The organism is Streptomyces sp. NPDC020299, assembly GCF_044387825.1.
In the GTDB taxonomy this organism is placed as follows: domain Bacteria; phylum Actinomycetota; class Actinomycetes; order Streptomycetales; family Streptomycetaceae; genus Streptomyces.
On sequence record NZ_JBIRWL010000020.1, the window covers coordinates 134,387 to 148,538 of the forward strand.

The 14,152-nt window shown below is 74.7% G+C and carries 9 protein-coding genes; 8 read left to right on the top strand and 1 reads right to left on the bottom strand.

Annotated elements, in window-relative coordinates; translation table 11 throughout:
- Window positions 1–26 precede the first annotated feature (26 nt).
- The gene (locus ACH45E_RS37795) at window positions 27–206 is read right to left on the bottom strand and encodes a DUF6104 family protein (RefSeq protein ID WP_153482227.1); all 180 of its coding nucleotides are present in this window, start codon (window positions 204–206) and stop codon (window positions 27–29) included.
- Window positions 207–431: 225 nt separating this feature from the next.
- On the opposite strand from ACH45E_RS37795, the gene ACH45E_RS37800 reads away from it, so the two are divergent.
- The 8 genes from ACH45E_RS37800 (at window position 432) to fxsT (ending at window position 13,872) form a co-directional block, all read left to right on the top strand.
- A complete protein-coding gene (locus tag ACH45E_RS37800) occupies window positions 432–1,001 on the top strand; it encodes a CU044_2847 family protein (protein WP_361450100.1) in 570 nt (189 codons plus the stop codon).
- Window positions 998–3,151, top strand: coding sequence for a trypsin-like peptidase domain-containing protein (locus tag ACH45E_RS37805; RefSeq protein ID WP_361450103.1), 2,154 nt, complete (start codon window positions 998–1,000; stop codon window positions 3,149–3,151). Before ACH45E_RS37800 ends, ACH45E_RS37805 begins: the two co-directional genes overlap by 4 nt.
- A 111-nt stretch (window positions 3,152–3,262) precedes the next feature.
- Window positions 3,263–4,357: a MoxR family ATPase gene (locus ACH45E_RS37810; RefSeq protein WP_361450106.1), complete on the top strand. Its 1,095-nt coding sequence runs from the start codon at window positions 3,263–3,265 to the stop codon at window positions 4,355–4,357.
- 7 nt (window positions 4,358–4,364) lie between these two features.
- Window positions 4,365–7,703, top strand: a complete 3,339-nt coding sequence (locus ACH45E_RS37815) for an SAV_2336 N-terminal domain-related protein (RefSeq protein ID WP_361450109.1) — start codon at window positions 4,365–4,367, stop codon at window positions 7,701–7,703.
- A gap of 46 nt (window positions 7,704–7,749) precedes the next feature.
- A complete protein-coding gene (fxsA, locus tag ACH45E_RS37820; RefSeq protein ID WP_361450112.1) occupies window positions 7,750–7,935 on the top strand; it encodes an FxSxx-COOH cyclophane-containing RiPP peptide in 186 nt (61 codons plus the stop codon).
- A gap of 115 nt (window positions 7,936–8,050) precedes the next feature.
- Entirely contained in the window at window positions 8,051–9,265 is a 1,215-nt protein-coding gene (locus ACH45E_RS37825; RefSeq protein WP_399042382.1) for an FxsB family cyclophane-forming radical SAM/SPASM peptide maturase, read from the top strand.
- Window positions 9,262–10,713, top strand: a complete 1,452-nt coding sequence (locus ACH45E_RS37830) for an aKG-HExxH-type peptide beta-hydroxylase (protein ID WP_361450118.1) — start codon at window positions 9,262–9,264, stop codon at window positions 10,711–10,713. The genes ACH45E_RS37825 and ACH45E_RS37830 overlap by 4 nt, the downstream gene beginning before the upstream one ends.
- 153 nt (window positions 10,714–10,866) lie before the next feature.
- Complete coding sequence (gene fxsT / locus ACH45E_RS37835) at window positions 10,867–13,872, top strand: FxSxx-COOH system tetratricopeptide repeat protein (protein ID WP_361450121.1); 3,006 nt, start codon at window positions 10,867–10,869, stop codon at window positions 13,870–13,872.
- The last annotated feature ends 280 nt before the right edge of the window (window positions 13,873–14,152 follow it).

Consider the following 14,152-nt stretch of genomic DNA (forward strand, 5'->3'; position numbering starts at 1 on the left):
GAGGGTGCCTCTCGGCGGACCCGCTGCTACTCGTCGTCCTCGTCGTCCAGGCGGGCGAGCCAGGTCGCCAGTCGCTCCACCGGGACCTCGAAGTCCGGGTTCAGGTCGACGAACGCGCGCAGCTGCTCGGCGAGCCACTCGAAGGTGACCTCTTCCTCGCCGCGCCGCTTCTCCAGTTCCTCGATGCCTCGGTCGGTGAAGTACATGGATGGTGCTCCGTGGTGTGAACAGGGGTACGGCCGCTCCCGCGCGGGAAGAACCCTCTCCCTGCGGGAAGGAGAGGCGCCGGCTTCCCGCCCGGGAAGCCACGACAGGACAGGAAAAGGATAGGCGGAGCCGGCCCCCGGGCCGGTCTGCCCGGCGGACGGTCCCGCGGGCGGTCCGGCGGGCGGGCCGGGGCCAGGGGACGCGGTGGGGGACGGGGGAGTCGCATGGGGCGGGAAGTGACGCGGGTGGCGCGGATCGAGCTGCCGGACGGCACACCGGTGTGGGCCCGGATTTCGGGGGCCGAGGAGCTCGCCGTGCCGTCGGGAGAGCTGTCGTACACGGACACCGGGTTCGCCGAACGGGTGGAGGCGAGCGTGGAGAGCCTCCACTCGCTCGTCACCGGGGTCGCGGGCTCGCTGGCCGGCCCGCTGCGCGCGGTGCGTCCGGACGAGGTGAGCGTCGAGTTCGGGATCGAGCTGACCGCGAAGGCCGGGAAGGTCGTCGGACTGCTGGCGGACGGGGAGGCCAAGGCCGGCATCACGGTGACCCTGACCTGGAACGGCGGGGGCCCACCGGACCCGGCGGCTCCCGGGACCGCCCCTGCTCCGGCCTCCCGCACGGAGGACCGCGCGGAGGACCCCGACGACCCGGGCGCCACCACGCCTCCGGCCGCCCCCCGTGCGCCCCGCGACGGATCGCCGCCCGGCGGCGGCGGTGCCACGCGCGCGGATGCGTCCACCGGCGCCCCGGGGCACGGGGGCGCCCCGGACGCCCGCGGCGGTGGCGGGGCATGACGCACGGATACGACGGGGGCGCACCGGGCGGTTCCCATGCCGCCCACCATGCGCTGCGTGAACTCGTCATGGCGGCGACCGTGCGCATTCATCGCACAGGTGTCGGGTATGCCCTGGACGAACCCGGCAGCTTTCTCGGCAGCGGCTTCTTCATCGCCCCGAACTGGGTTCTGACCTGCGCACACGTGGTGAACGGCGGGGAGGGGGGCGAAGTGGCGGTGGTCTACCAGACCGGCCCGGGCCAGAGCCCGTCCGCCGTCCGCGGCCAGGTGGCGGCCACCCTCCCGGAGCACGTCGGACGCGCTGTGTCCGGCAGCTGGCCGGCCCCCGACCTGGCCCTCGTCCGGCTCCGTGAACCCGTCGACCACGACTGCGTGTACGTCTCCGAGCGGCCCGCCGCGCACTACGGCGAGGGCAGGGTGTTCTACGCGGGCTGGACGGTGACCGGAGGCCGGCTGCAGATCCTGGACGGGTTCCTCTCCGTGCAGGGGACCATCGGCGGCTGGTCGGAGGGGGTGCAGATGCGGCTCGGCCACAACGACCTGCCGCCGGGCGTCTCGGGCGGCCCCGTCATCGACCCGGCGCGCGGCGAGGTCATCGGCGTGCTGAAATCGCGCGCCGACCACGGGGCGGGGGGCACCTCCACCGGGATCGAGCGCCTGCGGACGTTACCGGTGCCGCCGGACGCCGTCCGGACCGAGCACGACGACGTCTACCAGGCGGTCTTCCACGCCCACGACCGCTACCACCGCGACCGGCAGCAGCCCTCGGACTCCCGGCGCCCCACCTGGGCCGACCTCCAGGCGGAGCTCGGCGCCCGCCCGGGACGGACACTCGGCCCCGACGAACGCTGCGAGCTGCTCGGCCGGCTCGCCGACCTGCCGCCGCCTGCCACCACCCGCGGCCTGCTCGACATCCTCGACTCCCTGCCTAACTTCCAGCTCCCCACGCTGGTGCCGGCCCCCCGTGCCTGGCGGGACGGACTGGGCGTGCTGTACGAGAGCGCGCGGTACGACGGGGCGCTGAAGCTCGTACTCGACTACGCGATGCAGGTGATGGCGGCCGAACGCCCGGCCACGCCCAGCCTGCTGGCCGCCGAACAGGCGCTGTGGGAATGGGTGAAGCAGACGTCGACGGGCCTCGACAGCGGCTACCGCAGCGGCCTGGCCCGGCGACGCGCCCAGTGGCTGGGGCTGCGCCGCCGTCCCCACGTCGTCGCCCCGGTGGATCCGCCGTCCCCCGACCCCGGCACCCCGTCGCCGCCGGGGAAGCCGGCCCCGCAGCGGCCGGGTGATGCCGGGCCCCGGCTGTCCGTACTGCTCGAAGTGCTGCCGAGGGGCTGGGAGCCCGATCGCTGCGACTGGTCGGTCTCCCTGGCCGCCCCGGAGGGCGACGTGATCCGTCTGCACGAGGCCGAGCGGACCTCGCTGGAGGAGCTGCCGGCCCGGGTGACCGCGCCGCTCGCCGAGGCCTTCCGCCAGTGCGACGAGCCCGGACGGCCGGCGGTCCTGCACGCGGCCCTGCCGCACCTGCTGCTCGGCCTGGCCGTGGACGACTGGCGGCTGCGCCCGGACGGCCCCCCGCTGGGCGCCGAGCGGCCGGTCGTCGTGCGCTGTTCCGACCGCGACCAGCTGCCGGGCGACGGTGAGTACGGGGTGCCCGGCGCCGAGTGGGGCGCGGCCGGGGACGAGGACCTGGAACCCCAGGACCGCTGGCGCCGGCTGCACGCCCGCGACGCCCGGACCGAGGTGCTGGACTGCGACGACGGGGTGCGCGAGCCGGTGCCGACCGTCGCGGAACTGCGCCGGCTGCCGCCCCGTGCGGTCCCGGTGCTGTGCCGCTACGGAGACCGGCGCTACGAGGACGACGCCGCCGCGCTCGGCAGGATCCTGCGCGCCGGCTTCGGGGTGGTCCTGTGGCGCCGTCGGCGGAGCCAACCGGACGCCGTGTGCGGGGAGTTCCACCGGGGAACCAAACAGGTCGTCGACGACGGGGCGGGTGCCGTGTTCCTCCCCGACCTGGTGCACGGGCTGCGGGTGAAGCGGCACACGGGCCTCACGGAGGCCTACTGGGCCGATGGAATAGCACTCCTGTACGACGATCCGCACCGGCCCCTGCCCGGTGCCGGAGATCTCCTGGAGGCTCCCTGATGCGACGTGCCCCGAGCACCTCTCGGCCTCTTACCAGCTTTCCTGCGGATCGATACCGTGATGCACGTTCGGCGGCTGCCATGGCGGACGAGTGACGACGAGGACCGGACCATGACCGAATCCAGTGAGTGGCTCATCTACCGAGGCGCCGGAGAACCCCACGACGGAATGAGCCGGCTGCCCCCGCCGCCGCCCTGGCGGGACTTCGCCGGCCGGGACACCGCGGGCGACGGCGAAGGCTCCCGGGACCGCAGGCTGGGCGCGCACCGGCACCTGGCGGAACTCCACCGGCCCGGTGCCGAGGAACTGGAGATGATCAACGCGGCGCTCTACCTGCGCCGCCCCCTGCTCGTCACCGGCAGCCCCGGCGCGGGCAAGAGCACGCTGGCCCACTCGGTGGCGTACGAGCTGGGCCTGGGCGACGTACTGCGCTGGTCCATCGTCAGCCGCTCCACCCTCCAGGACGGCCTGTACCACTACGACGCCATCGCCCGGCTCCAGGACGTCCAGATCGCCGCGCAAGGAGATGGGGGCACCTCCCGCGCATGGGGGTCCCCCCGCTCGAGCGAAGCCGAGAGTGGGGGAGAAGCCGAGAGTGGGGGAGGCACGGCGGCGGGCAGCCCCGGAGCCGTCGAGGCCATCGGCAGCTACATCCGCCTCGGTCCGCTCGGCACCGCCCTGCTGCCCTCCGAGACGCCGCGCGTGCTGCTCATCGACGAACTCGACAAGAGCGACATCGACCTGCCCAACGACCTGCTGAACGTCCTGGAGGAGGGCGAGTTCGAGATACCCGAGCTGCAGCGCATAGCCGACCGGCTGCCGGACGGCGAGGCCGAGGTGCTCACCGCCGACGGCACCAAGGTCCGCGTCCGCGACGGCCGGGTACGCTGCCGGGCCTTCCCGTTCGTCGTCCTCACCAGCAACGGGGAACGGGACTTCCCCGCCCCGCTGATGCGCCGCTGCATCCACCTGGAGCTGGGCCGCCCCGACCACAACCGGCTCGCCACCTTCGTACGCGCCCACCTCGGCGACGAGGCGGCCCGCGCGGGCGACGACCTGATCACCCGCTTCCTGGAGCGCTCCCGCAGCGAACTCCTCGCCGCCGACCAGCTGCTGAACGCGATCTACCTCACCGACGCGGCCGCCCCGCCCAGCCGCGACCGCCTCGCCGACCTGCTCATCCAGCGACTCGACCGTCCGAGGTGAGGCGCTGATGCCCGAGGCGCACCGCACCGGTGATCCGATCGCCGAACTCGTCGCACGGCTGCGGCAGGTCGGACTCGATCCGGATGCCGAGGGGCTGAGGGACGCCCTCTGGCTGGCCCGCTGGGCACAGCCGGCGGAGGTGCCCGATCCGGACGGAGAGCCGCAGGCAGGTACGGAAGGGCAGTCCGGCCCCACCGGGGGGCCCTCGCCCACCGGCCCGACGGTGACGGCGGACCAGGACGCCCCGCCGCCCGAGCCGCTCGTACCGCCGGCGTACGGCGTCCGGGCCGACGGAAGCGTGCCCCTGTACCCGCCGACGCGCGGCGGGGCCCGGCGCGCGCGTGCGCCGGGCCCCGCGTCCGCACTGTCGGTCGGGGTGCCCGCCGCCTCCGCCCTGCCGGCACCGCTCGAACTCCAGCGCGCCTTACGGCCGTTGCAGGGCTACCGCAGCGCCGCACCGCCGCTGCGCAAGGAGCTCGACGAGACCGCGACGGCCGAACTCAGCGCCCGGGCAGGGGGCCTGGTGATGCCCGTGCACCGGGCCGTGACCCGCGGCGACACCCGGCTGCAACTGGTGCTCGACGCCTCCCCGTCGATGCGCGTGTGGGACCGCATGTTCGCCGAACTCGGCGAGGTCTTCGCCCAGTTGGGCGCCTTCGGGGACGTCCAGGTCAGCCATCTGCACGAGGGGCCGGACGGTGAGCCGGTGGTCAGCCGCAGCCCGGACGCGCACGCGGCCCCGCTGCACACCGGGGACCGGCTGAGCGACCCCACGGGCCGGCGGCTCACACTCCTGGTGAGCGACTGCGCGGGCCCCCTGTGGCGCAGCGGCCGGGCCCACCGGCTGCTGCACCAACTGGCCCGGCAGGCCCCGGCCGCGGTGCTCCAGCCGCTTCCGCAGCGCCTGTGGAGCCGCACCCGGCTGCCCGTGACGTACGGCGAACTCACCCGCGCCGCGATCCCGGGCGGCGCCGCCGCGCTGCGGGTCCGCACCCCGGCCGGCACGCCCGTGGAGCAGCGCGGCGCCCTGCCCGTGCCCGTGCTGCCCCCCGAACCGGTGGCCCTCGGCGCATGGGCCCGGCTGCTGTCCGGGGCCGGCGCCGCTCCGGTCGCCGGCGCCGTGGGCTGGGTACGCCCCGACCAGCCGCCCGCCCCGGCCGCGGGCCCCGCCGGGCAGCGCTCCTGGGTGCAGCGCCTCGGCCGCTTCCGCTCCACCGCCTCCCCGGCCGCCGGACGGCTCGCCGTCTGCCTGGCGGCCGCCCCGCTCTGCCTGCCGGTGATGCAACTGGTCCAGCGCACGATGCTGCCCGACTCCGGCCCGTCCGAGCTGGCCGAGGTACTGCTCAGCGGCCTCCTCACGCGCGCGGGCGACAGCCACGGCGACGACGGCGCCCAGTGGTACGAGATGGAGCCCGACGTGCAGGAGGCCCTGCTGTCGACGCTCGGCAGGGACGAGGCGGTGCTGGTCCTCAAGCACTGCTCGGAGTACATCGAGCAGCGCTACGGCAAGGGCGGCGCGAACTTCCCCGCCCTCGCCCTGGCCCAGCTCGGCAACGGCGGCGCGGGACGGCCGTACGCGCCCGGCGGCGTCTACCCCGGTGCCACCTACCCCGGTGCCACCTACCCCGGTGACGGCGGCGACGCGACGCTCGTGCCGCAGCCCTTCGCGGAGGTCGCCGTGCGCGTGCTGGAGAGGTTCATGCCGCTGCCCGAGCAGTTCGCGGCCTACGGCAGCCGTACGACGCCCGGTCCGGCCGGCTCCCGCTCGACGCACCAGGCGGTCACCCGGGCCCGCTCGTTGCTCGCGCGGTTCGACGACGAGGGCATGGTGCAGGACCTCATCGACGCCGTACAGCTGCTGCGCGGCGCGACCGAGCACGAACGGCCCGCCGGCGCCGACCCGGAACTGTGGGCGGAGTACGCGCACGCCACGCTGCGGCTGTGGGAGGTACAGGGCGGTGCCGACCTGCTGCGGGAGGCGGAGCAGGCCGCGGAGCGGGCCGTCGCGCACCCGCACGCGCTGCGCGAACGGGCGGTCCTCGCGCGCGTGCTGCACGCGGCCGCCGTCGACCGCAGGCGGCGCGGGGACCAGCACGGCGCGCTGGACCTGCTCAGCCGCGCCGACCGCGAGTACGCGGTGGCCTGCGCGGCGCCGGACCTGGGGCAGGCCGAGGCGCTGAAGCTCACCCTGGAGCGTGTCCGCGCCCTGGAGACACAGTGGCGCCTCGGCGGCGACAGCGCGCTGTTGCAGGGCGCCGTCGGCATGCTGGAGGCGTTCGCGGACGCCTGGCCGGACCGTCGCCGTCGCCCGCCCGAACTGCCGCTCGCACACGGCCGGATCCTGCTCCGGCTGGCCGACGCCACGGCCGACCCCGAACAGGCCCGCGGCCACGCCGAGCAGGCCGCCCGGTCGCTGCGGGACGCGCTGGAGACCGCCGCCGAAACCGGCACCGAACCGGCGCCACGCGAGCGGGTGCGCATCCGGCTCGACCTGGTCGACGCGCTGCTGACCTCGGGCGGCGACCTGGACGAGGCACAGGACCGGGTCGACGAGGCCCTCCGGCTCACCCGGGACCGGGCGCTGCGGTCGGAGCTGCTGGTGCGCTCGGGGCGGATCGGCGTGGCACGGCACGGCGAATCGGGCGACCCGCGCGAACTGCGGGGGGCCGCCGAGCGGTTCGAGCAGGCCGCCCTGGGCATGCCCCGGGACGCGCCCGTCCACGCGGAGGTCCTCGCGGAGTGGGGCGGGACGCTGCTGCGGCTCGCCGGCCTGGAAACCGGCGCCCGGGCCCTCGGCCCGCTGTCCCAGGCGATCCGGGTGCTGCGCGAGTGCCGTACGGAGACCCCGCCCGGTGACCCCCGGCTCGCGGGCCGGCTGCTGTCGCTCGGCCGGGCGCTGATGGCCCGCTACGGCACCCGTGGCGACCCGGTGGACCTGCGCGAGGCGGAGCACCTGTTCGGGCTGGCGGCGGCCGAGGCGGACGACGCGCTGTCCGCCGCGCGCTGCCTGCTGGCGCTCGGGCAGGCCCACTTCGAGGCCTCCCGGAGCCTTGGCCGGCCCACCCGGCTGGACGCGGCGGTGGACGTGTTCCGGGACGCCGCCCAGGCCGCGGGGGACGCCGAGGAGGAGGCCGAGACCGAGCGGCGCCGGCTGGCGGCCGTGGAGTTGCACGCTCAGGCGCACCACTGGCGGGGTAGGACCTATGAGGCGGCCGCACGCCCGCGTGCCGCCCGCGAGGCCTACCGGGCGGCGCGGTCGCAGTGGCAGCGAATGCCGCAGGACACCGTCGGCACGGGCGAGCCCACCGCCGAGGACACGGCTCGCAGGCTGGCGGAGCTGGAATGACGCCGGACGACGAACGACGACGCACGACTGGGACAAGGGGGAGACCATGAGCGTAGAGCCCGCAGAGCTTGCGGAGCCCGGGCCGGGCGAGCCGCTGCCCGACGTACTGGCCATGGACCTGGCCGAGTTGAGGACGATCGAGCACCCCGTGCTGCACGAGGTGCTGGCGGACCTGCGCGAACGGGCCGCGCAGCCGGGCGAGATGCTCTGGGGGTTCGGCAGCGCGTTCTGAATCGTTCCGGACAGGGTCGGGATCAGGGTCGGGATCAGGGTCGGGATCAGGGTCGGGATCCGGTCAAATCCCTTTGACGACAGGTCAGTTCAGTTTGCCCGAGGCCCGGTCGGGAATGCGGCCAGTGGACGGCCGAAGGCATGGGGGTGGCGGAGTGTCGTACGGCGTCGCACCCGTTGCCCCGTTCCCCTTCCGGCAGTTCATCGTGAAGACGCACGGCCGCTGCAACCTCGCCTGCCGCTACTGCTACCTCTACGAGGGGCCCGACAGCACCTGGCGCGACCGTCCCCGGGCCGCGTCCCCCGCCGTCCTGGACCGCACCGCGACCCGCATCGCCGAGCACGCGAGCACACACGGCCTGACGGCGCTCGCCCTCGTCCTGCACGGTGGCGAACCCCTGCTGGCCGGCGCCGGCACCCTGGCCCGCTTCACCGCCTCGGTCCGAGACAGCGTCCCGCCCGGCACCGTCGTCCACCCGGTCGTCCAGACCAACGCCACCCTCCTCACCGAGCGCCGCCTCGCCGTGCTGGCCGCCGCCGGCGTCCGCGTCGGCATCAGCCTCGACGGCGGCCTGCCCGGCCACAACGCCCAGCGCGTCGACCACGCCGGACGCCCGTCCTGGCCCGCCGCCGCGCGCGGCGCCCGCCTGCTGGCCGACCGCTTCCCCGGCTCGTACGCCGGCATCCTCACGGTCGTGGACCCCACGCAGGACCCGGTGGAGACCTACGAGTCACTGCTCGGCCTGCGTCCCCCGGCGCTCGACCTGCTGCTGCCGCACGGCAACTGGTCAGCCCCGCCGCCGCACCTCGGCGAGGAACGCCACGGCCGGTGGCTGTGCGCCGTCTTCGACCGCTGGTGGGACGCGGGACGGCGGGAGACGAGAATCCGTCTCTTCGAGGCGTGCATAGCCCTGCTGCTCGGCATGCCCGCCGCCACCGAGTCCCTCGGCCTCGCGCCGTTCGAATCGGTCGTCGTGGAGACCGACGGATCGATCGAGCAGGTCGACTCCCTGAAGTCCTGCTACGAGGGCGCGGCCGAGACCGGTCTCGACGTCTTCCGGCACGGCTTCGACGACGTACTGCGCCACCCGGCGGTGGCGGCCCGGCAGACCGGCGAGGACGCGCTGGCCGCCGGGTGCCGCGCCTGCCCGCTGCTCCGCGTGTGCGGCGGCGGCCAGTACGCCCACCGCTACCGGGCCGGACACGGCTTCGCCAACCCCTCCGTGTACTGCGCGGACCTACAGCGCTTCATCCGGCACGTGGCGCGACGGCTCACCGAGGACACGGCACGCGTACCGGCCGCCTCCTCGGCCGAAGGAGGCACCCCGTGACACTTCCGTCGCTGCCCGACCACGCCCTCACCGAGCTGGGCCGCACCGGGGGCAGCAGCGAGACCCTCGCCCTCCTGGCCCGGGACCAGGACACCCGGCGGCTCCTCGTCCTGCGCGCGGTCCTCGACGGTGCCGGCGAGGCCCGTACCCGCTCCGCCCACGCGCCGCGGCGGCTGCGGGAGGACTGGGCCCTGCTGGAGGAGGCGGAGGCCGCGACGGCGAACCCCCGCCCACCGGCTACCGCCGCCCCCACCGTCCGCACCGGCCTCCTGCACCCCCTCCTCGGCCCCTGGGCCCAGCGCATCCTGCGCGGACTCGGCCCCGCCTCGGCCGCCGGCCCGGAACGGCAGCGGGACCTGTCCGCCGACCTGGACCACTTCAGCGCCGTGGCCGCGGCGCTCGCCGCCCGCGCCGGCATCCACTTCGCCGTACGCCTCACCGCCCACGCCGGCACGCTCTTCCTGCCGTCCCTCGGAGCGCTGCGCACGGACGAACCGGCGCCGACGCCGGTCGACGCCGTCCACCGGGGCGGCCGGCTGACCCTGCGCAGTCCGGGCGCCGCCGATGTCGTCGTCCACCTGGAGGACGGTGTCGGCGCCTGGGCCGACTCCCGGGCCTGGACCCCGGCGTACGCGCTGCCCGGGCTGCCGCCCGACGGCCCCCCGATCCCGCTGGACGACCTGGACCCGTACCGCACCGTGCACGGCGGCGGACCGCACTACTACGGCCTGAGCGGCCCCGTCACCCTCGACGACGCCGAACGCAAACGCTGGCTCCAGGCCTGGTCGGGCACGGCCACGGCGCTGCGGCTCGGCGGCCCGGGACGGCTCACCGAGGCGTCGGCCCTGCTGCGCTGCCTGGTGCCGCTCGCGGTGCCGCCGGGGGACTCGGCGGACGGCCGCGCCCACGGCTCGTGCAGCGCCACCCGGCAGGAGGCCTTCGGAGCCGTGCTCAGCAGCACACCGCCGAACGCCACCGCCTTCGCCGCCACCCTGGTGCACGAACTCCAGCACGCCAAGCTGGCCGTGCTCGGCACCATGGTGACGCTGCATCACTCCGACGGGCGAGCACGGTACTTCGCGCCCTGGCGTCCCGAGCCGCGGCCGTACGACGGCCTGCTCCAGGGCGCGTACGCCCATCTCGGGCTCGCGGACTACTTCCAGCACCGCGCGCTCGGCGAAGGCGACACCGCGGGGCGCGACGCGGCCTGGGGGCAGTTCGCGCGCTACCACGAGCAGGTCGCGGCGGCGCTGCCGGCGCTCGTCGGCTCGGACGATCTGACCGCGCGGGGACGGCGGTTCGTCGAGGTCATGGTCGACACGCACGCCCGTATGGGTGACATCGCCGTCCCCCGGGCGCACGCCGTCCGGGCCCGCGAGTACGTGCGGGCCGCCCGCCGGCTGTGGGTGCAGCGCCATGCGGCCGATGTCCGCCACTCGCGTGACTGAGACTCCCTGACTGGTGGTCAACCTTTGTGTCAGGAGGTGGAGATCGATGCGCCGGCGGGAAAGGATGCGGTCCACGAGCATCGGCGCGGGCGCGGGCACGCACCTTCCCGGGGCCGGGTCCAGCTTCTAAAATCGTGAGCGGGAGGCCGCTGCATGTCTGGAAGTCGTAGGCCGTTCGGGTCAACCGAGAGGGGGGCCGCGAAGCAGACCGTCACGATCAGCTTCGCCGGGTTCAACCGGGCCTGGGCGGCCTGGATCGGGGACCGTCTGGAGCGGCGCGGCCTGCGGGTGGTGTACCTGCGGTGGGACGCGCCTCCCGAGGTCCCGCTGGTGGAACTGCTGCGCGACCTGAGCCTGGCCGAGGGCCGCGTCCTCATCCTGATCAGCGACTGGTACTTCAAACTCGGCCCGCGCACCCACGAGGAGTGGAACGCGGCGCTGCGCGAGGTCGTGGCGCCGGACCCGTCCCGCTTCGCCGCCGTCTCGGTGACCACCGCGTCGATCCCCACCGCCACCGCCGTCCTCGCGCCCGTCGACCTGGTGAACACCGGCCCCGACGAGGCCGAACGGCGTGTCGTCGAGCGGCTCGACCTGGCGTACGAACCGCTGCCCGAGGCCGCCGGGACCCGCCGCGGACCGCGCTTCCCGTCGGCCATGCCCGAGGTGTGGGGCGGCGTACCGCGCCGCAACACCCGCTTCACCGGCCGCGAGCCGCTGCTCAACGACGCCTACCACCTGCTGAACGGCAGCGAGCCCGGCGCGGGCGTGCTCACCCTCATCGGCATGTCCGGGGTCGGGAAGACACAACTCGCCGCCGAATACGTGTACCGGTTCAGCTCCGAGTACGACGTCGTGTGGTGGATCAACGCCGAGAAACGGGTGACCTACCGCCGTCTGCTGGCCGAACTCGCCCCGAAGCTGGGCCTGTCCACCGGCGCCGAGTACGGCGAGCGGCTGCGCGCGGTGCGCGACGCGCTGCGCCGGGGCGAGCCGTTCACCCGGTGGCTGCTGATCCTCGACGGCGCCGACGAACCCGACCAGATCTGGGACCTGGTCCCCACCGGCCCCGGACACGTGCTGATCACCTCCCGGAACCCGCAGTGGGGCGAACACAACAGCCGGCTGCTGCAGATCCCGGTCTACTCCCGCGACGAGTCGGTGGCCTTCATCCGGCGCCGCGCCCCGCGGCTGTCCGAGGCGGACGCCGACCAGCTCGCCGAGGCCCTGGAGGACCTGCCGCTGCTGCTGGACCAGACGGCCGGCTGGCTCAACGACTCCGACCTCTCCGTCGAGGACTACATCGCCCTGCTGGAGGGCGGCATCGACCAGGACGTGGTCCGGGTCTCCGCCGACTTCCCCGTGGCCTTCCAGACCGCCTGGTCGATACTGCTGAACAAACTCCGCGAGACCGTCCCGGAGTCCGTCGACCTGCTGCGGCTGTGCACCTTCTTCGCGCCCGGCTTCATCCCCGTACGACTGCTCAGGGAGATGCCGCTCGACGACCTGCCCGAACAGCTCACCGGGCTGCTCGAGGACCCGCTGCTGTGGAACCGGGCGATCAACCAGCTGCGCCAGTACTCCGTGGTGCGCCTGGAGGCCCACGACCAGGGCGCCGACTCCGCCTCCTCGGGCGAGTCGCTGTACCTGCACCGCATGGTCCACCAGATCGTCCGCAGCGACATGCCGGAGGCGGACCGGCGGGAGTTCGTCGACGTCGTACGGCGCGCCCTCGCCGCGGCCGACCCCGGCCGCGCCACGGACACCCGGCTGTGGGACGCGTACGCGGAGATCGTGCCGCACCTGAAGTACGCCGACGTCCTGAACAGCGACGACCGCAGGGTGCAGACCCTGGTCCTGAACTGCCTGCGCTACATGTACTTCGCCGGCGAGTACACCTCGGGCGTCCGACTCGGCGCGCGTGCCCTGAGCGCCTGGCGCTCGCTGCTCGGCGAGTTCCACCCGAGGGTCTTCGACCTGGTCTACCAGTACGCCAACCTGCTGCGCGCCACCGGCGACTACGAGCGCAGCGAGCCCCTCGAACGGGAGGCGATGGACCACCTGCGCGAGGAGCGCGGCGAACGGGACCTGGACCATCTGCGGGCGGCCAACGGCGTCGGCGCCAACCTGTGGGGACTGGGCCGGTACGAGGAGGCACTCGCGCACTACCAGTGGCTGTACCCGGCCTACCGCGACCTCCTGGGCGAGGAGGACTCCCGCACCCTCAACGCGCTGAACAACCTGGGCTTCTCCCACCGACTGCTCGGCCACTACCAGCAGGCCCTCGACATCGACAAGACGACCCTGGAACTGCGCCGCCGCCTGCTCAAGGCACGGCACCCGTGGGCGCTGTTCTCGGAGGCCTCCTACGCCACCTGCCTGAGACTGCTGGGCCGCTACGCCGAGGCCGAGTCGGTCCAGACGAAGAACGTCCGTGAGTGCCGCCTCGTCATGGGCACCGACAATCCGCAGACGCTGCGGGCCGAGCACAACCTGGCGCTGTGCCGGCTGCGCGGCGGGGACCGGGCCGCCGCCGGGGCGATGCTGGCGCGGGTGCTGGAACGCTACGAGCGCAAGGTCGGCGACCGCCACCCGGAGACCCTGGCCGCCGCCGTCAGCCAGAGCTGCTTCGCCCGCGAGCACGGCGACATCGACCAGGCCCGCGAGGACAGCGAGGCCGTCCTGGCCCGCTACGGGCACATGCTCACCGAGGGGCACCCCTTCATCGCGGGCGCCCGGGCCAACCACGCCCTGATCCTGCGCATGGTCGGTGAACGCGACCAGGCACACGTGCTGGTCGAGCAGGCACTGGCCGACATGAGCGCGGCGGTGGGCGAGAACCACCCCTACGCCCTGGGCTGCGCCATCAACGCCTCGGCCCTGCGCAATCTGGTGGGCGACACGGAGGGGGCCGCCGCGCTCAGCCGGGACACCATCACCCGGGCGACGGAGTCCCTCGGCCGTACCCACCCCCTCACCCTGTCCGCCCGGGTGGCCCACGCGGCCGACCTGCGCGGCCTGAGGAACGTCCAGGAGGCCGAGAAGGTCGAGCAGGGGGCCCTGTCCGACCTGGAGGCCACGCTCGGCAAGCAGCACATCCACACCATCTCGGCCCGCTCCCGCAACCGCCCGTACTGGGACTTCGAGCCCCAGACGACCTGACGGCCCCAGGCCATCCCGGTACGGCGTGCTTCCCGGTACGGCGTGCTTCCCGGCACAGCACCTCCGGCGCGGCCCGTTCCACGGCGCGCCAGACTCCCGGCGCGCCGGGCTGCCGGCCGCGCTCGTCGTCGACGTCACCGCTGACGCGCCGGCCGGGGCAGACCGCCGTCACCGACGAGGGCCCGAAGCCGCGCTGACGGGGGAGCGCCCGTGTACGGGACGTGGCAACCGCGAGGGCCCGGCCCCGGAGAACTCCCGGGGCCGGGCCCTTGGCGGTGGA

What these genes read in the sequence shown, in the direction of transcription:
- ACH45E_RS37795 (WP_153482227.1), bottom strand. Translation starts at nt 206, where the DNA reads ATGTACTTCACCGACCGAGGCATCGAGGAACTGGAGAAGCGGCGCGGC.
- ACH45E_RS37800 (WP_361450100.1), top strand. Translation starts at nt 432, where the DNA reads ATGGGGCGGGAAGTGACGCGGGTGGCGCGGATCGAGCTGCCGGACGGC.
- ACH45E_RS37805 (WP_361450103.1), top strand. Translation starts at nt 998, where the DNA reads ATGACGCACGGATACGACGGGGGCGCACCGGGCGGTTCCCATGCCGCC.
- ACH45E_RS37810 (WP_361450106.1), top strand. Translation starts at nt 3,263, where the DNA reads ATGACCGAATCCAGTGAGTGGCTCATCTACCGAGGCGCCGGAGAACCC.
- ACH45E_RS37815 (WP_361450109.1), top strand. Translation starts at nt 4,365, where the DNA reads ATGCCCGAGGCGCACCGCACCGGTGATCCGATCGCCGAACTCGTCGCA.
- fxsA (WP_361450112.1), top strand. Translation starts at nt 7,750, where the DNA reads ATGAGCGTAGAGCCCGCAGAGCTTGCGGAGCCCGGGCCGGGCGAGCCG.
- ACH45E_RS37825 (WP_399042382.1), top strand. Translation starts at nt 8,051, where the DNA reads ATGCGGCCAGTGGACGGCCGAAGGCATGGGGGTGGCGGAGTGTCGTAC.
- fxsT (WP_361450121.1), top strand. Translation starts at nt 10,867, where the DNA reads ATGTCTGGAAGTCGTAGGCCGTTCGGGTCAACCGAGAGGGGGGCCGCG.